The sequence below is a fragment of the Zooshikella harenae genome (assembly GCF_018837975.1).
In the GTDB taxonomy this organism is placed as follows: Bacteria; Pseudomonadota; Gammaproteobacteria; order Pseudomonadales; family Zooshikellaceae; genus Zooshikella; species Zooshikella harenae.
Window position 1 is genome coordinate 1 of record NZ_JAGSOY010000059.1, and the last position, 18,321, is coordinate 18,321.

At 38.9% G+C, this 18,321-nt stretch carries 19 protein-coding genes; 9 read left to right on the forward strand and 10 right to left on the reverse strand.

Annotated elements, in window-relative coordinates:
- Nucleotides 1–24: 24 nt before the first annotated feature.
- The 5 genes from KCG35_RS18420 to KCG35_RS18440 all read right to left on the reverse strand — a co-directional run bounded on the left by KCG35_RS18420 (nt 25) and on the right by KCG35_RS18440 (nt 4,372).
- Complete coding sequence (locus KCG35_RS18420; RefSeq protein ID WP_215821268.1) at nt 25–720, reverse strand: LutC/YkgG family protein; 696 nt, start codon at nt 718–720, stop codon at nt 25–27.
- 21 nt (nt 721–741) lie between these two features.
- On the reverse strand, nt 742–2,226 hold the full coding sequence (locus KCG35_RS18425; protein WP_215821269.1) for a LutB/LldF family L-lactate oxidation iron-sulfur protein: 1,485 nt from the start codon (nt 2,224–2,226) through the stop codon (nt 742–744).
- A 70-nt stretch (nt 2,227–2,296) separates the two neighbouring features.
- Nucleotides 2,297–3,055: a (Fe-S)-binding protein gene (locus KCG35_RS26715; RefSeq protein ID WP_215821270.1), complete on the reverse strand. Its 759-nt coding sequence runs from the start codon at nt 3,053–3,055 to the stop codon at nt 2,297–2,299.
- 124 nt (nt 3,056–3,179) lie between these two features.
- The gene (locus tag KCG35_RS18435; RefSeq protein WP_215821271.1) at nt 3,180–4,154 is read right to left on the reverse strand and encodes a hypothetical protein; all 975 of its coding nucleotides are present in this window, start codon (nt 4,152–4,154) and stop codon (nt 3,180–3,182) included.
- 80 nt (nt 4,155–4,234) lie between these two features.
- Nucleotides 4,235–4,372 (reverse strand): hypothetical protein, encoded by a 138-nt coding sequence (locus KCG35_RS18440; RefSeq protein ID WP_215821272.1) that lies wholly within the window; start codon nt 4,370–4,372, stop codon nt 4,235–4,237.
- Nucleotides 4,373–4,913: 541 nt separating this feature from the next.
- Between KCG35_RS18440 and moaB the strand changes: the two genes are divergently transcribed.
- Nucleotides 4,914–5,456 (forward strand): molybdenum cofactor biosynthesis protein B, encoded by a 543-nt coding sequence (gene moaB, locus KCG35_RS18445; protein WP_215821273.1) that lies wholly within the window; start codon nt 4,914–4,916, stop codon nt 5,454–5,456.
- A gap of 268 nt (nt 5,457–5,724) precedes the next feature.
- On the opposite strand, the gene KCG35_RS18450 is transcribed toward moaB, so the two are convergent.
- The gene (locus KCG35_RS18450; RefSeq protein WP_215821274.1) at nt 5,725–7,512 is read right to left on the reverse strand and encodes a LasA N-terminal domain-containing protein; all 1,788 of its coding nucleotides are present in this window, start codon (nt 7,510–7,512) and stop codon (nt 5,725–5,727) included.
- Between the two features lie 1,114 nt (nt 7,513–8,626).
- Between KCG35_RS18450 and KCG35_RS18455 the strand changes: the two genes are divergently transcribed.
- Together KCG35_RS18455 and KCG35_RS18460 are read left to right on the forward strand one after the other, a co-directional pair.
- Nucleotides 8,627–9,073, forward strand: a complete 447-nt coding sequence (locus tag KCG35_RS18455) for a DUF1842 domain-containing protein (RefSeq protein ID WP_215821275.1) — start codon at nt 8,627–8,629, stop codon at nt 9,071–9,073.
- A 371-nt stretch (nt 9,074–9,444) separates the two neighbouring features.
- Nucleotides 9,445–9,924, forward strand: coding sequence for a YfbM family protein (locus KCG35_RS18460; RefSeq protein ID WP_215821276.1), 480 nt, complete (start codon nt 9,445–9,447; stop codon nt 9,922–9,924).
- Between the two features lie 106 nt (nt 9,925–10,030).
- Here the strand turns inward: KCG35_RS18460 and trhA are convergent, their stop codons facing one another.
- Nucleotides 10,031–10,648 (reverse strand): PAQR family membrane homeostasis protein TrhA, encoded by a 618-nt coding sequence (gene trhA / locus KCG35_RS18465; RefSeq protein WP_215821277.1) that lies wholly within the window; start codon nt 10,646–10,648, stop codon nt 10,031–10,033.
- Between the two features lie 1,092 nt (nt 10,649–11,740).
- Here trhA and KCG35_RS18470 point away from each other — a divergent pair.
- The 3 genes from KCG35_RS18470 (at nt 11,741) to KCG35_RS18480 (ending at nt 14,167) form a co-directional block, all read left to right on the forward strand.
- Nucleotides 11,741–12,181, forward strand: a complete 441-nt coding sequence (locus KCG35_RS18470; protein ID WP_215821278.1) for a hypothetical protein — start codon at nt 11,741–11,743, stop codon at nt 12,179–12,181.
- A 1,032-nt stretch (nt 12,182–13,213) separates the two neighbouring features.
- Nucleotides 13,214–13,801 carry a DNA-J related domain-containing protein gene (locus tag KCG35_RS18475; protein WP_215821279.1) on the forward strand — a complete coding sequence of 196 codons (588 nt, stop codon included), beginning with the start codon at nt 13,214–13,216 and terminating at the stop codon, nt 13,799–13,801.
- A 75-nt stretch (nt 13,802–13,876) separates the two neighbouring features.
- Nucleotides 13,877–14,167 (forward strand): hypothetical protein, encoded by a 291-nt coding sequence (locus KCG35_RS18480; RefSeq protein WP_215821280.1) that lies wholly within the window; start codon nt 13,877–13,879, stop codon nt 14,165–14,167.
- Nucleotides 14,168–14,448: 281 nt separating this feature from the next.
- On the opposite strand, the gene KCG35_RS18485 is transcribed toward KCG35_RS18480, so the two are convergent.
- Nucleotides 14,449–14,730: a hypothetical protein gene (locus KCG35_RS18485; protein WP_215821282.1), complete on the reverse strand. Its 282-nt coding sequence runs from the start codon at nt 14,728–14,730 to the stop codon at nt 14,449–14,451.
- Between the two features lie 202 nt (nt 14,731–14,932).
- Nucleotides 14,933–15,841 carry a LysR family transcriptional regulator ArgP gene (locus KCG35_RS18490; RefSeq protein WP_215821284.1) on the reverse strand — a complete coding sequence of 303 codons (909 nt, stop codon included), beginning with the start codon at nt 15,839–15,841 and terminating at the stop codon, nt 14,933–14,935.
- A gap of 171 nt (nt 15,842–16,012) precedes the next feature.
- On the opposite strand from KCG35_RS18490, the gene KCG35_RS18495 reads away from it, so the two are divergent.
- The 3 genes from KCG35_RS18495 to KCG35_RS18505 all read left to right on the forward strand — a co-directional run bounded on the left by KCG35_RS18495 (nt 16,013) and on the right by KCG35_RS18505 (nt 17,646).
- On the forward strand, nt 16,013–16,621 hold the full coding sequence (locus KCG35_RS18495) for a LysE/ArgO family amino acid transporter (RefSeq protein ID WP_215821286.1): 609 nt from the start codon (nt 16,013–16,015) through the stop codon (nt 16,619–16,621).
- Nucleotides 16,618–17,313, forward strand: a complete 696-nt coding sequence (locus KCG35_RS18500; protein WP_215821288.1) for a B3/B4 domain-containing protein — start codon at nt 16,618–16,620, stop codon at nt 17,311–17,313. The genes KCG35_RS18495 and KCG35_RS18500 overlap by 4 nt, the downstream gene beginning before the upstream one ends.
- A gap of 162 nt (nt 17,314–17,475) precedes the next feature.
- Complete coding sequence (locus KCG35_RS18505; RefSeq protein ID WP_215821290.1) at nt 17,476–17,646, forward strand: hypothetical protein; 171 nt, start codon at nt 17,476–17,478, stop codon at nt 17,644–17,646.
- A gap of 100 nt (nt 17,647–17,746) precedes the next feature.
- Here KCG35_RS18505 and KCG35_RS18510 read toward each other — a convergent pair whose 3' ends face one another.
- Nucleotides 17,747–18,208, reverse strand: coding sequence for a carbohydrate-binding protein (locus KCG35_RS18510; RefSeq protein WP_215821292.1), 462 nt, complete (start codon nt 18,206–18,208; stop codon nt 17,747–17,749).
- Nucleotides 18,209–18,321: the final 113 nt, after the last annotated feature.

An 18,321-nucleotide genomic window follows, 5' to 3' on the forward strand; every position in this document is an offset into this window, starting at 1 on the left:
ATCCATATAGAGCCATTCATTTTTTTAATCATCGATTATAAAAACGGCAAGTATTTTGGGACCATGTGCGCCATAGGCTAATGTTTGCTGAATATCGGCGGTTTTGGAAGGGCCCGATATAAATACGATATTTGTTGGCATATTACGGGGCCAACATGAGTGATTAAGCAGCGCATCAAAACTCTGAACAATTTGCTGGGTATAAAGTACAGCAATATGAATAGGAGGGACGAGTGATAGTGTGCGAGGTTCAACCATTGACGGCTGGATAACTAAGGTACCTGTGTTGGCAATTGCTGCAAGACAGTTGGTGATAGCGGCATTACCCTCATCAAATAAGTGGGTTTTCCATTGTTCAATAGGTTGTCTATAGGGTTCAATTTTGTATGGAGGCTGTTCAATTGATGAGGAGGAGGTCGATAATAAGTTGTTAATGTTGTCAGGAATTGGATCGCCGGTGAGTAAGCAGTTAACTTTTTGTTGATAAAGAAATGTTAAAAGCTGTTGTTGGCAATACTGTGATGATCCTAAAATAACATGAGCATGAGCCATTTCTAGTTGTTCAACTAAAGTCCTAATGGTCTGCTTATGGTTGTGAGTTACCAAGTGAATTGATTTATAGTCAATGGTGTCATTTTTTTTATCATCATTTGTTGTATTTATTGAATGTTTTGTTTTAACTCGCTGAAGTCGATTAAGTATTTTGGCGCGTGCATCCATGGCATCTTTCTCAATTAAAATTTATGCTTGTTTTTTGGATGAAGTGGTATGACGTTGATGTGTTTTTAATCGTTGGTGTAATGTGTTTGATGCGGGGACAAGTGATGCTCGATAAGAGGTCCAGCCACTTAGTCGGCGAGGTAATAATACACGACACTTAGTTACTAAGTACGTCATAAAATGATATAGCATAGGATGGCAATTTAACCAACTCCATGTCTTCCATATAAGATGTTCCCAGCGCGAGTATCGTTGACCTGTAATTGGCGTTGGTTGGTTATGTGTAGCTGAAAAATGACTACCATGATATGAACGATATTGTCCTGTGGCTTCTTGACGCCAGCGAAGCAGTAACTGGGGGATGGGGATTTTAACAGGGCAGACTTCACCACAAGCACCACATAAACTGGAAGCAAAAGGCAGTTCACTGGCACTACTTTGGGTTTCAAGTTGAGGGGCTAATATTTTACCAATTGGACCTGGATAGGTTGTGCCATAAGTATGTCCACCAACACGGGCGTAAACTGGACAATGGTTCATACAAGCTCCACAACGAATACAGCGTAGTACATCCCGAAATGTGGGATCTTCCCAAAGTCTACTGCGTCCGTTATCTAATAAAATAACGTGTACTTGCTCAGGTCCGTCTTTTTCCTCTGCACTTCTTGGTCCTGATATCATATTAATGTAGGTTGTAATGGATTGGCCGGTGGCTGAGCGGGTAAGTAAGCTCAATAAGGGAGGTAGTTCAGTCAATGAAGCAATAACTTTTTCAATACCCATTAGCGCAATATGGGTTTGGGGGAGTGTTGTACACATTCTACCATTACCTTCATTTTCAACTAGTACTATAGTGCCTGTTTCTGCCACCGCAAAATTGACTCCACTAATACCTACTGTAGCTTTTTGAAAACGTTGTCTAAGATGCTGTCGTGCCTGTTGAATAAGTGTATCTACATCGTCTTGATATTGGCCAGAAACATGACTTTTAAAAAGTTGTGCAATATCTGCCTTGCTTTTGTGAATAGCTGGCATAATGATATGAGAGGGCGTTTCATTAGCGAGCTGTACAATAAATTCACCCATATCTGTTTCTAAGCAAGGTATGCCTTGCTGTGTAAGAAACTGATTGAGATGAATTTCTTCACTTACCATCGTTTTACCTTTTACAACAGGTGCATGTGCGTCTGGAGGCGTTGACGCTGTTGTCTCCTTAATCAATTGAAGAATGATTTGATTGGCTTCATCGGGTGTTTCAGCCCAGTGGACCTGAATACCATTATTATTTAATGTAGCCTCAAGTTGTAACAATAACTCTGGTAATCGAGAAAGTGCTTTTGTTTTAATCGATGAGCCTATTTTTCGTAATGTATACCACTCATCTGGATCATTAAATTGTTGCTGGCGACGTTCTACTAAATAATCCATAGCATCACGGTAACTGTGCTGTAAATCCACATTTTGTAGCACTGAGGATGCTCTGGCTTCGAATTGTGATAACGTCATGCGCAATCGTCCTTTTTTGCAACAATGTATTTTGTCATGTTATGGGGCAGAATAATGATTGGTTTTAAAGTTATGGATAAGGTTTGTTTGGCAAACATCGATGTCGTAAAAAGCTGGCTATATGCTCACCCTGAAGTGATGTTTTCTGTCGTTTTGCTAAACAGCCATTAATATTGAGTAAACAAGCACAGTCAGCGCTGATGAGGTGTTGAATGTTGACTGCTTCCAGGGCGGAACACTTGTCATTCACCATTGCACCTGAAATGTTTGAAAATTTCACTGAAAATGTGCCACCAAAACCACAACACTCTTCTTCATAGGGAGGGGAAACCACAGAAACATTGTTTAATTGAGACAACAGTTGCTGGCTACTTTGCAGGGTAGCCATCTCCCGTCGTGCACTACAGGCAGTGTGTAGAGCAACTTGCACTGGCTGACCATAGTCAGTAAGCGTAATCTTTAAGTGGTGATGTAAAAACTCACTAAATTCAATGATGCGCTGACTAAATTGGCGAGCTTGAATGTGTTGTGGATGATCTTCAGGAAAAAGATGTTGGTAATGGTGCTTCATCATACCTGCACACGAACCTGATAATACAACAATTGGCCAGTTTTCAGGAAATGCAGCAAGCTGGGAAAGGGCTACTTGGCGTGCCTGTTCAGGATAACCACTCGTATAGGCAGGCTGTCCACAGCAGGTTTGCTCACTGGGGAAATGGACTTGAATTCGGTGGGCTTCAAAGAGGGTGATGGCATCGATACCTGCCTCGGGAAAGAATAAATCAATGGTGCAGGTACCATAGAGATAGATATTGTTAATAGAGGTCACCCCAAAACTCCTTTTTCATTAATTCCCGTGACTTAGTCCATATATTGTCAGCTTAGAGTGTTCCCTAAGCAAACGTTATAATAACGTAAAGGGCGGTTAATGTGGATATTATCTTACCATTAAATTATTCAAGTGTTTTTTTGATATGTTGAATTCGACGGAGCAAATGATCAATTTCTTTTTTACTTTGTTGAAAGTGAGAGGATAAATGCATTTTGTAGTAGCTTAAAATATCCAGTTGTTGCTCAATAGTTTTAAAGCTGCTTTCAACACTGGTTGTTGCGGAAATTGGTTTTTTTTCAGTTGATGTTGATTCAGTGTCAATATTATTGATTAAGGCATTATTAAAAGGAATATCCAGTGACTGTAGTTGTGATGCCAGTGCGGAATCATTGAACGGCAGTGTTTGGGTTTTATTTTCAGCGGCTAATTGATATAGGTTGTTGACGGCATCAACTAAGCAATCAAGTTCATCGTAGGCTTTTGTTGAATTACGAGACAGCGATAATGGTTCTATGATGGATGCATTTTCTTGCTCATTAATGTAACGGGCAATAGTAATGATATGCTTGGTTACCAGTTGCCAAAAAACAATAAGCAGCACAAAAGCGACAATGGCGGTTTTAGTGCAGTTAGAGATAAAAATTACAATAAGTTTTTCCCATAAACGCCGATACGTTTCACTTAGGTCAGCAACAACGGTGAGTTGACCAAGTTCAACTTGTTCTGAATTCCAGGGAGTGATGGTTAACTGGAATGTTTGTTCGGTTAAAAAATGGGATGATTCTGGTAGTTGACCAATCGTTTGAGTTTCATCTGAAGACTGTGTAAGTTTGACGAAAACAACTTCAGGAATTTGTAGTAAAGACTTTAGCTGGGTGTCGATTTGCTTTTCATCAAAAGACCATAGAGAACGATTAAGGTTGGGTAAACTTGATTTTTCAATTTGCACGAAGATTTTATTTACACGCTGAATGTCTTCAAAATAATCATAACTTAACTGAATGGCGGTGGTACCAACAGCAATCATAGTACTTACGCTGATGACAACGACCAGCAGCTTGCGTCCAATAGGACTATAAAACTTAAGTTTTCCCATAGTGTTTCATGCGTTTTAGTACTTATTAATTTACAGCTTAATCGTCATTAGAAAAGTTTATAATTTTTATTTTTATATCTTTAGCGAATAATTATTTTTGTAGCCTGGAACTCATCGCGTAATGATTTCCTACGAACACGTTTAATACCAATAAATGCTGCTATTGCTAAACTTTGATAACAAAGACTCAATAAAAAAAGCAGTAATATGAACTTCATATACAATACCAACGCAATTATATCCCCCATGCAATAGAATAGCTTATGATATTATAACTAGCCTGTAAGCTGTTGTTAGGTAGACAAATGATTCAGGGCTATTGCATATAAAAAATAGTTTGTGATGAATAGAGATTGTGCCAATGCTGCGCATGAATTAATTTGTTCCTCCCGCAGTAGAAGCCCCTCCTTGTTCTCTACTGCTGTGTTATTTCGATGTACGCCAGTGGTAGACAAAGGCTGGATAATGTATATCGAACTGTTTGCTGCAAGGATGCGGAAATCAAGCCTCCAGGGAAGGATTCACGGCGTGTTCGAAGAGCGTTATGCAGACTTTAGGCAAAGGCGCTTTAGAAAATGGCTTTTATAAAGGTAATGTTCCCTGACCTGCTTGCTGATAAGCGGATAAAGCTTTGTAGTTGCTAGAGACTCAAGATAGTATTAAATGTATAGATATTCTTCGCCTTGGGTATTTCTCTTTACATGGGGGATCTATCTGAGAATTAATAATGGCCAAAATAAGGCTAAAGGTATTGTAAGTATGGGTAAGCATTCACAAAAAGACTTTGTTCCACTTTCCATCGCAATTTTGACGGTTTCTGACACAAGAGATGAAACTACGGATACATCAGGACAGTATTTGGTCAATGCGATAGAACAGGCTGGTCATAGATTACACAGTAAGTGTATCAGTAGAGATGATATTTATCAGTTAAGGGCAATTGTTTCAGCTTGGATAGCAGATAGTACAGTACAAGTCATCCTGGTGACAGGTGGTACGGGCTTTACGGACAGGGATTCAACTCCTGAAGCACTTTTACCCTTATTTGATAAAACAGTTGAAGGGTTTGGAGAGTTATTCAGACATATTTCTTTTCAAGAAATTGGTACATCTACGCTGCAATCTCGCGCATTAGCAGGTTTAGCAAATCATACCTTAGTTTGTTGCTTACCAGGTTCAACTGGAGCCTGTCGGACAGGATGGGAGGGCATTTTGCAGCAGCAGCTTGATGCACGTCATGGGCCTTGCAATTTTATTCCACACTTAAAGCTTGGAACAGAACAGTGTGATACAAGGCAGTAAATGTTGGCATCCTTAAATTGGCGCTAACGAGAAGGGGTGCTAGCGACTGATAAATATCAGGCGCTAGCAGGGTGTTTATCTATACCCTTCACGAATCATTTTTAGGGTTTGTTGTCGGCGCTCTTCACCCTATTATAAGCTCCAGGGGCTTCCTCGCTTGACGGCCGCCCCTAAAAACCCTTCGTTATGGGTATATATATGCCTTTCTAACGAAAGTATATGACTATTGTTGGTAAGACTTAAAATTCCTATCACATGTCTTGACCTTTTATTTAGCATCATATGAGGCTTTAATACTAATATTCTCATAGTTAGAATAACCATTGATCATGATGTAATAGTTGTTCGCTGGAGGGTTTTTGAGCGAACAGATTTCTTGTTGTTGGATCATGTAAGGACGACACGCCCAGCTTGTTAATGTTGGCTTACTGCCTATTTTAACGTAAAGATCAGCATCACCACTGCCATCGTCAAGTACGATGGATAGATTTTTGGCATTTTGAGGTACTTTGAATACGTAGTATTTTTTAGCACTTTTTTGACCAGAAATATTAGTAATAGGTTTGCCATTACTTAGAGTATCTACATCAGGATCTGGGTTCGGGTTCGGGTTCGGGTTCGGGTTCGGGTTCGGGTTCGGGTTCGGGTTCGGGTTCGGGTTCGGGTTCGGATTTGGATTTGGATTTGGATTTGGATTTGGATTTGGATTTGGATTTGGATTTGGATTTGGGTTTGGATTAGAATCAGGAACACCAGGATTGCTTACTTTTGACCAGGCACAATAACGCTGTCCATGTCCTTCCATCCAGAAGTAATTACAATCAGAGTCATAGCTGTCTCTTCCGGTGTGAACTTTGAAGCCAGAAAATTTTACGCCATTTAAGTGCATAAAACTGCCATTGTACTTTAAGCTAAAGTGTTGGTGAGGTCCGGTGGACATTCCTCTATTACATAGTGCTTGTGGTTTATTATTGGCGTAATTTGCCAGCCGCTGATTACGTTCTACCGTTTGACCACTTTGAACAATGACATTGCCAAGATGGTAGTAGGTGGTGGACCATCCACCTTCATGAATGACTTCAACAAAGCATGAAGAATGTTTTTTAATCTTTCCTCCCGCAGAAGCAGTAACCCATTTATTTGATGTGTCAGACCCCCAGCTTCCACCATTATTTAAGTCAAGTGAGGATTGAGGGTAACTACCGCTTCCTGTGTTGGTATGGCTTCCCCCAATACGCCAGTATTCTCCTTTTGGATAAGGAAGCTGCAATAAGTTGTCTGGAGGTAATTGGGCAAATGGGTAGGTATTGTTATTTGGATTATTGGTAAAAAACTGTGCTTCAGGTGCTGTATTAGCTTGTTCAGCAGAAGGAAATAGTCGTTGATAAGTTTGGTAGAACTTGTCTGCCGTTGGCTGTGTGGTGGAACTATCCATGGCATCATCAGCAATAATAATAGCGTCATCCAGTTCCGTGCTGTTATCTTCTTTAGCCGTAAGTTTGTTTGATTGTTGCGTCTGTTCAAATAGGGAGTCAATGGTAGAAAAGGGAGTTAGATTCTCTTCATTATAAAAGAGGGATGCTCCGTCTTCTTTTTGTTGGTGAAGTGATTCTATATGTTGATAATGTAATTTGGCTAACTTTGTTGCAACATCTTTTACTTGGCTTGAAAAATCTTTCGCTTGTGAAAGATCTCCCATGGGGTTATTTAACTGCTTTTTACTGAGCGTTTTTTGGGAGATAATGCCTGTTTGTGTCTCCATTAGTGCAATCAATACTTTTGGGCTAATACTGGTATAGCCACTCCAATGTGAAATAATTTCAGCATAGTCCGTTAAGTGAGGTGCATTTTGTTTTAAATAGGCTTCAATATCAAAGTTAAACATTTCTGCATGGCTATACATAAGTTGTGTTTCGCTGAAATGATTAGCCTGGTTAAACTGGGCAAACTTTGCTTCAGAAGCAATAAGTTGTGGGGTAGATAGTATGCCAAAGGTACAAATAATGCCTAATGAAATGCTTGATAACTGCTGTTTATACGGCTTGTAGCAACTCATAAGTGTTTAAATCCTCTTCTCGTAATGTGTTAAAGATTAAAAATGTTATATCGCTTGTAAATATACCCATTGTGAATTATTTTAAGCTTTGGCTGCAGCGCTTTTCCCCCTAGGCACTTATTAAAATAAGCTTCTGGGGTTCTTCGCTTACTGGTCGTTCTTAAAAAAACACTATAGGTATAACATCTTATTTTATTTATTTTTTAAGTGTTCTTGTAATGTTTGAAATCAGAATGTATTTGCTTCGTTATCATTCAAGTAATTAATATCTACTGTCCTAATAAGGCTGGATGTAACTTTAGGGTGTCTCTAAAAATTAGCGTGAAAAATGTCACGAAAATATTGTTGAGTATTGTTTTTTTGCATTATTGCATTTGTTATAGAGTGGTGCTAAAAACCAGTTAACACAATGGCGGGTTTTTATAAGCGTATTAAAAAGTGAGGAATATTTGCTTTTTTTGTAAGTATTTGTCAGCGTTGTATTTATGACCCTGCTAGCATTAATTAATACTTGAGGCTGCTATCGCTAAACATGCAGTAGCCATTTAGCCCTCATGTATTCCTTCTACACTGCAGTCCTCCGTGCGATGCTTTCTTATTCTTACAAAAAAAATCACTATTTTTAGTGGTGCCCTACAGTAAAATGAAGTAATAGTAAAAATAAATATGCTCTATTTGGCAGGTGTGTTGTGATGATGTACAGCGCAAAAGTATGCTGTTAATAAAGGGTAAGTGTTATTTGTATGGGAGCTGCTAAATTAGTGGTGACATATATTGGTCACTTAACCGGCATCAAAGGTTAACTCAATTGTCGTTATTATTAGGTATAAATACCTTACATTTGTTAGTCACCTACCCAGTTCAGAAAAAGTGTATTTTACACTTATATTATTTGAAATGGTGCGTTAATTCTTACTCGAGATGGTAAACATACCACTTTCGCAGATTTTTCCTCTGAAATATTCAACAGGGTTCAAGTAATTTAAACGCATTTAACGCATGTGGCTAAAATACTGAATGTGGTTGATAAGGGGATTATTGACTGTGCATTGAATTAGCCGTTATGTACAGGGTTATATTGTTATTGAGAAAATAGACGACAGGGAGTGTAATTGTGAATAGTGTAGATTTAAATAAAAAATATTCTGAGTTTGGTTTATTTCATGCTTGCTATCTAATTGGAGAGCAGAAACGAGGTGCGCCTCAATTAAATTTGAATGTTGTTGTTAATACGGTACAACATGTTGTTAATGGTGAAGGTAAGTTATTTCTGGATCAACCTAACCAGAATGTGTACAGGGTGAATGGAGAATACAATTATTTGTGCACAATGAAAGATTGTCATATTTTAATGGTGATAGAAGGTGTGCCCTTATTAAAGTCTTGGCCAGCTCAAGCGGGGGTTGGCCCGCAACTCCCAGTAACGATGAAAGCACGCTTACTGCTTGATGAAACCTTTAAGAAAGGGGTTGCATATTTCCAATATCAAGATACAAAAGGTGAATGGCATGAAGTATCTGATGTGCCTGTACAGATGGAGTCTTGTCAAAAATTGCCTTGATGAAAGCGCCCTGAATCAAAGGGGCGTGTAATCTTGTGATTTATCTATGTGTTTATGTGTTTTGGGGTTCATGGTATTCCACCATTGGTGGAATACCATGCTTTTTTCCGAAAGGTTTTCCTCTAGCGGTTGCTTGACTGGCACACTTGAGGAGTTTGATTCGTGATGTTAATAGTCTTGCAAAATAAATCACTGTTTTTTTGAGTAAGTAATCCTATCCAGACTTTTTGAGTACAAAACATTCGCCGAAGTCGTGTCCATGTATTATTGTTTTATAGGGACCAATTAATCCAGGGATGTTAGTCTTGGTTAAGACAGATGCTTAAGTCCCGTATGATTCATACGAAAGGAGAGGAGTTTACGTATTACTCATGTGTATGAATGCCTATTTTCGTCGGATGTCACCTGGCGCTATCCATAAATTATTAAACTCCCCTGAATGGTTACCTCGGGTAATTTTTACAGAGTGTGATAAAACGACACTCGATATTGATAAGTCCTGGCATATCATTCACTACTTACTCTGTGGTTCTGCTCAGACTACAGATGAATTGATTAGTGAAACAATATTGGGTGGTAGGCCACTCTCTATGGATAATTTAGGCTGTGGTCCTGCGCGTTATTTTGAGCCTCTTAAAGTAGCAATGCTTGCGGATGAATTGGCCCCTATTGAAACTGAACAGTTAATGCATCACTACTCTGTGGGAAAACTGTCTCGTGCAGGTATTTATGCGAAACTATCAGATACTGCAGAAGATAGATCTTATATTAGTTGTAACTTTGATTCTTTAAAGTCATTTTATATGACTGCTGCTCATAATAGAGAAGGGGTTATTACGGTTATTATTTAACAGGTGCTTACTCGCAAAGGTGAATTGGCTTTTCTGTTTATATTATCGTATGTCTACAGCATGGCTATGAGTCGTAGGGAGTCAATGTAGCATTAATATATGCCAATCAGGCAACATAGATTAATACTGTGCAATAGTGGGCAATACTCCCTCCCAAAACAAAGCAATGCCATATTCCATGAAAGTGTTTGATGCGTTCATCAAATGCATAAAACAAAATACCTGTGGTATACAATAGTCCACCAACTAATAACCAGATGAAGCCTGATGTTGATAGGTTAGTTAACAACGGGTCTAAGGCAATAATCGCTAACCAGCCCATGACAAGATAAATTATAATCGGTAAAATCCGTTCTCCTTTTTGAGGCCACAAGTCAATTATGATGCCCAAAATGGCAAGCGCCCACACAATACCAAACAAAGCCCAGCCCCAGGGACCTCGAAGGGTGATCAGTGTAAAGGGGGTGTAGGTACCTGCAATGAGTAAGTAAATTGAGCTGTGATCTACTTTGCGAAGAATTTTTTTTAAACGACCACTTGTGCTGTGATAGAGTGTAGAGACCAGATACAGTAAAAAAAGGGTTGAACCATAAATACTAAAACTGACTATTTTCCAGGGATCCCCTTCATCTGCTGCAATGAGAATAAGCACTATAAGTCCATAAAGTGCAGCACACGCACCAATAAGGTGCGTAATGCTATTAAATCGTTCACCTTTATACATAATCTACAGACCTCGATTCAGAATAAACGAGCACTACCACTTGATGTCTTAAGAGGTTGAAGTGTGTAAATTTGCATCTGTCTTTAACCTCACTAAGTATGGTTGGAAGTCTCATTAAGTCTAGAAAAAGTTACATTTTGGTTAGCAGTAAGTGTCATTAGTATTTACTTAAATGAACAAGACTGCATTTTCTATTGTGAGTCATCAAAAAGGCATTACATATTTTGCGATGCCACCTAGAGACGATGGTTTCCTATAGCAAGTTTTAGCCCAAAATTTTGATATTGAGGTTATCTTGTCCGCATCATTTGATTGCTCTAGGCGTGAGTCATAGAAACAATTTGTATAATTTTATTCGTTTTTAATGCTGTCTTTTATATAGACAACAACTTTTACTAGTTATCCCATCAATTCACTCTATCATTGGGGCATGATGTTGTTTTGAACTAAACAATAAACTGATCTGTTTTCAAGTATACCCTTTGCGAATCATTTTTAGGGTTTGTTGTCAGCGCTCTTGAACACCAAGGATGGTGTGAATGCAGTTTATGCAGGAGTATTACTGCCACCCCAGTCACTTATTATTTATAAGCTCCGGGGGCTTCATTACTTGACGGCCGCCCCTAAAAACCCTTCGCGGTGGGTATAAAGCATCTGTTTGTATTAACCCTATTTCCATTTAAGTTGTGCCGCTTATCAGCATTCTTCGGGAGGGCATGGTCTTATATGATCTATTTGTTGTAAGTCAGTTTAATAGTATTTATGAGCATGTGCTTTTTGATAAAAAAACAAGATACAAAATGAAGGTGTGTTTTATACACTGTATATGGCAAAAGGATTGATGTTGTGATAAAACTCCAACGTTGCATACTTAAAATAGCATTGATGTACGTTCGACAAAGGACTCTAGCACCATCAGGCTTTTGGTGTATTTCCCTTTTGACTGTATGGTTTTAAGAGGAAGGTGGAGACATCTTAACAGCTTACAGCAATGACTGTAAAAAGTGTGTTATGTTTTTATTTTGAACAATATTATTAACGTGTAATTTGTAAATACACAATTTAAAGTAGATAGCGATTGAGATTTCAAAAATGAGTTACCATACCATTGGTTTAGCGGTTGACTTTGATTCCCCTGCCTATCGTGACTTTGCTTTGAAAGTGCTGACGGACCCCTATGATGCCGAACAATTTGAGCCATGGGAGGTAAAAGCATTTAATGCACTTGACATGATGACAACCCCTGATTTAGTCGTTATTGATGGTCGTTTTTCACTTTTTGTTGTATGGGAAACAATTTCTGCTGAGCTAGATGATATAGCACAGTATTTTGCAGAGGCAGAAGGTCGAGTACAACGTCTATATATGTTGGGTGATGCCTCTCAAGCACCTGATGAAGAAGGTTCGTTTTATCTTAATCAGGATGATGGCTGGCGAGTTCTTAAGACGGGAGAGTTTAAAACAGTGAGTGAGTTCGGTCAGGAAGATGACCCTCGCGCTATCTTAAAAGTGGTTAAACAACCATTAAGTTAATCATTTCTGGTCACTAACTTACTCCACATCTGTTATTGAATAATAATGTGGCGTTCGCTTTGTGATAAGCATATCCCCTTATCTATGGGGGTATTAACAACCTGATTATCAATACATCAACTGGTTTGCAGTAATATGGCAAACCAGTGATTCTATTTTTCTGTTATATAATGTTTTGTCTATGGCTTGGTAAGGTTAAAGCGCTACTTTTTGTTTGATTTTTGAACATAACTGCCCGGCCCAAAATACAGTAGTCCAAATAAATAAGGCGGGTAAAGTGTAAAGCTGAGTGATCAGATGAAAGTTTGATGAGATATTACTTAATGGATAACAGTAGTAAATAGGCATTGAGCATTGGGTTTTGGCAGATATTGATAGTGCAAAAAGTGAACTGCACGCTATCATTATGATGCTGGGTATAAGCCAGAAGTGGCTAAGCATGTATGTGAAGCAAACTGTTGTTTTTTTGAGCTGACGCCAATATAAAAAACTGCAACTAATCAATATGGTAGTAAGGGTTACAAGGTGTAAGTTATACAAGATAAACTGTTCTATTATGTTGATGATGACACTCATACGATTAGCAAAACCAAGTGTTGATTGATAATAAAACGTTGATAATAAAACAGCAGTCACTCAGCAAATGGCGTAAACTGCTGTGTAAGCTTACATACAGGCGAAGCATGTTAGAAGCGATGTTATAACAGCGGCCAAGATGGTATTTAATGAGTCTTTTGGCTTGCGCTTAGCTATGGCTTTTTCTTAGTAAAGAGTATACTTTATAAATCAAAGGCTTAGAGGAGTAGTTTATACCTTTTTATGGGAGAGTATTCAGTGAAGTGTTTCCCTAACTGAAGCTCTGATTGAGCTGACAAACGTTTTTGTGGTCTATACCCAGCGTTAATGTTATTTATACGCATTTTATGTGAAATAGCTGTGCTGTAGTGTATTTCAGGCAAAGGAAATTGATTGAATATCCATTCTTTAGAGAGCTTTATTTGCGTATGTTTAAAAAAGCAGTGTTTAAGACGAATGCCTGAAAACCCACTGAAAGCAACCATTCAAACAATCTTATATCAATGCTCAGGTCCAATATCGGAGCATCAGTTGATCTGTGAGCTGAAAGCCCGTCAGTTGATAAGTGATACTTCAACACTTGATAGCTTGTATTATATTCACTTTCTTGTGATGAATGCACTTTATCAGCTACAAACTGAGCTACTAGACCAAGCGTGGTATTTGTCTATTTCTCCTCTTGAAATTAATCTGTTGCGTACATGTACATCGTCGACCGATAATGCTTTAGCCGAAGATGTTGGTGGTTGTTTACTAAGAGATTACTACTTGGATTGGCGCAATCTGGAAGGCGTCAATCGTGAAGGTTTGCAAAAGTTGATGGATCAGTTTTGGTATCGATTTGCTGCTTGGGATCAGCGTTCAGATGCCTTAACGGTATTGGGTCTTAACTGTACTGCACAATGGCAGGATATACAGTTGGCATATCGGAAAAAGGCTGCTGAGCTACACCCCGATAAGGGAGGAGATGCAGTACGCTTTCGGGAGGTTCGTACGGCTTATGAGGTGTTAGCGAGGACGTATAAAAAAGGTAAACATTTGTAGATTAATCTTAACTCCATAGCAAAACACTGATGGTCTATGGATAACAGTAATTTTATGTAAGAACGGAGTATCAATATGGATCAAAATGCTGAAGAAGCAGGTATTATAGCGACGTTGATTGAACGGTTTGATAAACAGCGCTTACCACGGGCTTTATCAATTAAAGAACGAGTTGATAAGGGTGAAAGACTGTCAGAGTACGATATTGCATTTTTAGAAGAAGTTTTTGCTGATGCAAATGAGATGAGAAGGTATGTCGAACGACATCCTGAGTATCATGATTTAGCTGCAAAGGCTGCAGCACTTTACAAGTCAATTATGGATAAAGCCTTGGAAAATGAGAAAAAGGAAAAAGGCGATCAATAAAATTTTTTCTTACTATTTAGTAATGATAAGAAGATTGAATTTAAAAAATAACCATTCACTATGTTGAGTATATATGTCCAGGTTTTATTGTTTAGTTATTTGTGATTAATGTAATTATAATAAAAAATGTGAAAAACTATCTTATGATCATTGTTGGTTTTGGTTGGTTTGCTAATTTTTTAATAGTGGGCCATGAACTATAGGCCCACTCAAAAACTAGTATAGTAATTACGTCACTCTGGCCAGAAGCCTAATAACTTCTTTTAGTATTGTATTTATATTTATTGACTCATCGTGCCAACACGATTTGCGGCTTCTTCTAATAGTTTAACCAGGTTTTTATCACTGTCTTTTGAACATAAAACATCACCAACAGATACGCCATTTTCCAAAAATAGTTGAGTGCAAACACTGGTGACTTTATCAGTATCAAAATAATAAGCTTTGCGTAGCTCATTAGCTGCATTCATCAGTGAATCAGCTGCGTTCTCAGCATTGGACATATCAGCTAACGCATGAGAACTGACGACTGCTAATAAAAGTGTACCCATAGCTTTTAACATAAAACAATCCTTGTTTACATTGTTACAGTTTTGGTTTTTCAGTACATTACTATGTACTGCAGGAGTTTATAACAAACGCTGGAGATAAATTCAAAGAATATTGTTTATGGCTAGAAATAATATCGTAGGTTATCTATAAATTATGATAATAAAAACGTATTATTTTTTGTGACGTTTTTATGGACTGTCTGACAGTTAAATTTTATTTAATATTTTTACTAAATAAAAAATGGTGTGCTTGTTGTTTTAGGGATTTTGTCAGTAATAGAATTGCTTGAGAAGGGCTGTGCCAAGTATGCCAGTATAATGAACGAATTTCGTAGTGCTGAGGTGTGAGGTTAATAAGTTTGCCTGTTTCAATTGCAGTATTAACTTGCATATGAGGTATGAGTGCATAAGCAATGCTGTTTTCTACTACTGCCAGAAACGCACCTGATGAGGGAATTAAATGTGTGGGGTAGTTTACCTGTGGCTTATCAAAAAAATGTATAAGAAAGTCCTCGTGTAGTGTATCAAACTGGTTAAAAATAATCGCAGGTGCTTTTTTCGTATTTTCGAGTGTAAAACCATCTGAAAAATAACGTGTTATAAATTGAGGACTGGCAACACAGTAATAATGGATATCGCCTAAATAATGAGTATTACATCCAGATAAAGGCGTAGGTTGACAACTGATGCAACCTGCCACATCGCCTCGTTTAAGAAGTTGTAAGGCTCTGATTTCATCTTCGACTTGAATCGAAAGCAGAATTTGGTGGGAAGACAGTAAGGATTCAATACAAGGTAAGAACCATGTAGCGAGACTGTCTGCATTGATCGCAATATTAATGGGCAGGAAGTGACTTTCTTTGTCCTGAATATCAAATTCAGTCAATAATTCTTGTTCAAGCAACTGAACTTGTTGTAGGTGACAAATTAAGCGTTGACCACGAGACGTTAATTGGGGAGGGGTAGATCTTATGAGTAGTGGTTCCCCGATACGTTCTTCTAGTTGTTTAATGCGCTGAGATACAGCAGACTGCGTGATAAACAGTTTCTGAGCGGCTTTCTCAAAGCTTGCAAGCTTTGCTACCCAAGCCAGGGCTTCAAGCAATTTATAGTCGAGTTTCATGAAGCTAACCTCCTCTCCAAGCTACTAATAAGAGCATGGCCACGTCAGGCACGTAATCAATGTTACTTCATTATAAGAATTATTAATGGATATTTAAATTAATTAATTTCACTTATATAGGCTGGGTTGGTACAGTTTCTCTCCTATCGAGTATTGATTCTGAGGTTGGCAATGTGGTTTCCATTTAGTCAGGGGTTTGCAATTGGTTTGGGAATGATTATTCCAATTGGAGCACAAAATGCGTTTGTGCTTAACCATGCGTTAAAGCGACATTACCCCTATTGGGTCGCACTGGTGTGTAGCTTGTGTGATGTGGTGTTGATCACGGTGGGTGTGACAGGTGTTGGAAGCCTATTAAGTCAACATGCAACGCTCATGTTGCTCGCCAAATATGTTGGTGCTGCTTTTTTAATCTGTTATGCCTGTTTTGCCTGGTTAAAAGCATGGCGTAATCAGTATGAAATGACGGCCCTTGGCGAAAAAAATACTTCAAGATCTGCTGTGAAGGTTATTTTAGCCACGCTAATCATTACCTTAGTTAACCCACAAGTTTATTTAGATACGTTAGTCTTTTTAGGTAGCTTGGGAGCCCAATACCCTGGTGATGCGCGAGTTGCTTTTACTGGAGGGGCTGTTTTAGCGTCTTTCGTCTGGTTTTTTAGTTTGACTATTGGTGCGTCGTTTCTGGCCGCGAAGTTAAACCATCCACGCTATCAGCGGGGGATAGATGTTGTTACAGGTTGTATTATGTTCTGGTTTGCGGGGTATTTAGTTTTATGATCGAGTTAAATGTGGCACCTGCTATTTGGAACCACTGGCCAAATCTGCAGTTAGGCATTGTAAAAGTGATGGGTTTTGATAATGAGAAAAGGTCTGCAACCACGGCAGAGCATTTACGTAGTGTACAGGAAGAAGTTGCAAGGCAAGTTCAAGAGAAAACTATTAGTGAGTTGCCGGAAGTGGCCTTTTGGCGTGAAGCTTATCGGTTATTTGGCGCAAAGCCTAAACGCTACCCCTGCAGCCTGGAAAACCTGTTGCAGCGAATAAAACGTGAACAGTTTCCTCGCGCAATTAACCCCTTGGTGGATATCTATAATATTATTTCTCTGCAATACCGTGTCCCTGTTGGCGGCGAAGATTTAGCAAAAATTCAAGGTGATTTATGCTTGCGATTTGCGACTGAAAACGAGCCATCTATTCATCTTCTTGGTGAGTCCGAGGCTCGGGCACCGAAACCGGGCGAGGTGATTTATAGTGATGACGTAGGCGCTGTATGTCGACGTTGGAATTGGAAAGAAGCAGAAAGAACCAAACTGACTGCGACTACGACAGACGCTATTTTAGTGGTTGAGTCATTACAGGAGGCATCATTGCTGCCTTGTCTTGAGGCTCTGGTAGCATTGGTTTCTGAGTATTGTGGAGGGGAGATTGAGTCTTCATTGCTCACCGAGCCTGTACTGAGTGAGTCATGATGCGCGGGAATGAATAATTAATCAAAAAAAAGAGGCATGTTCAAGGTTTAAGCATATGTAGACCCACAGCTGAAAGTGGCTTACTATAACCGTTAGCTATAGGATCCATTGACTTTTTGCAGTTTTAAGTGATGGTAATTACTGCTGACGGAGGGCGAGTTAATGCCAAAAGATAATGTAATCGTGTTCTCTACAGTGAAAGATCCACATGTACATGCACGTAAGGACGCCAAAGTAAAAGCAATGCGTCAGCGTTTTGAGGATTGTTTACCTTTAGCCTCTAAGACAAAGAAAAAGCGCAAGAAAAAAACCAAACAATCAAAAAAAAATTAGGGTATAAAATACCCTAATTTTTTTATTACATGTTGTAATAGCTTATGTGAGTCAGATGCACTGACTCTTTATCTCTCCTTAATAGCATCTTATTTTTCATTTAGTAAACAGGCTGCCAGGGACCCCAACGATCTGATCCTGGCTCCTCTCCTTGCGTCCACCATTTAGCCTGATAACTGACACCACGATAAAAAATGCGTTGTCCTTGTCGATAAGACTGATGGGGGTGCCATTGAGGTAATGCACGAGGTGGAGGGTAATTGACATTAACATTAATGTTTTGTGAGTAACGAGGCTGATTATAGTGACCTGCGTTATAGTACTGATGTTTTCTATAGTGTCGGTGTCTTCTATGATGCTTAGGACGCCAGTGCCCGCAGTGTCTATGATGGCGGTGTGGACGGTAATGACGGTGATGTACTTCAACAACTCTGGGCTGATAATACCCACTTGAGAATGAAACATTACCTGCGCGAACACTGAATTCCAACGCTTGAGACATTGGCGACAATAAGGCGCTTGCTACGGCTGCACTTATACAAAGGTGTTTAATGTGGCTCATATTTATTTAACCTCTTCGCGTCCTAACTTTGTACATCAGAAGCTGTGTTACTAGAGGACGAATAAGGTATACCCGTTGCGCATAGTCCTTCATACTTTGCGTTTATAGCGGGA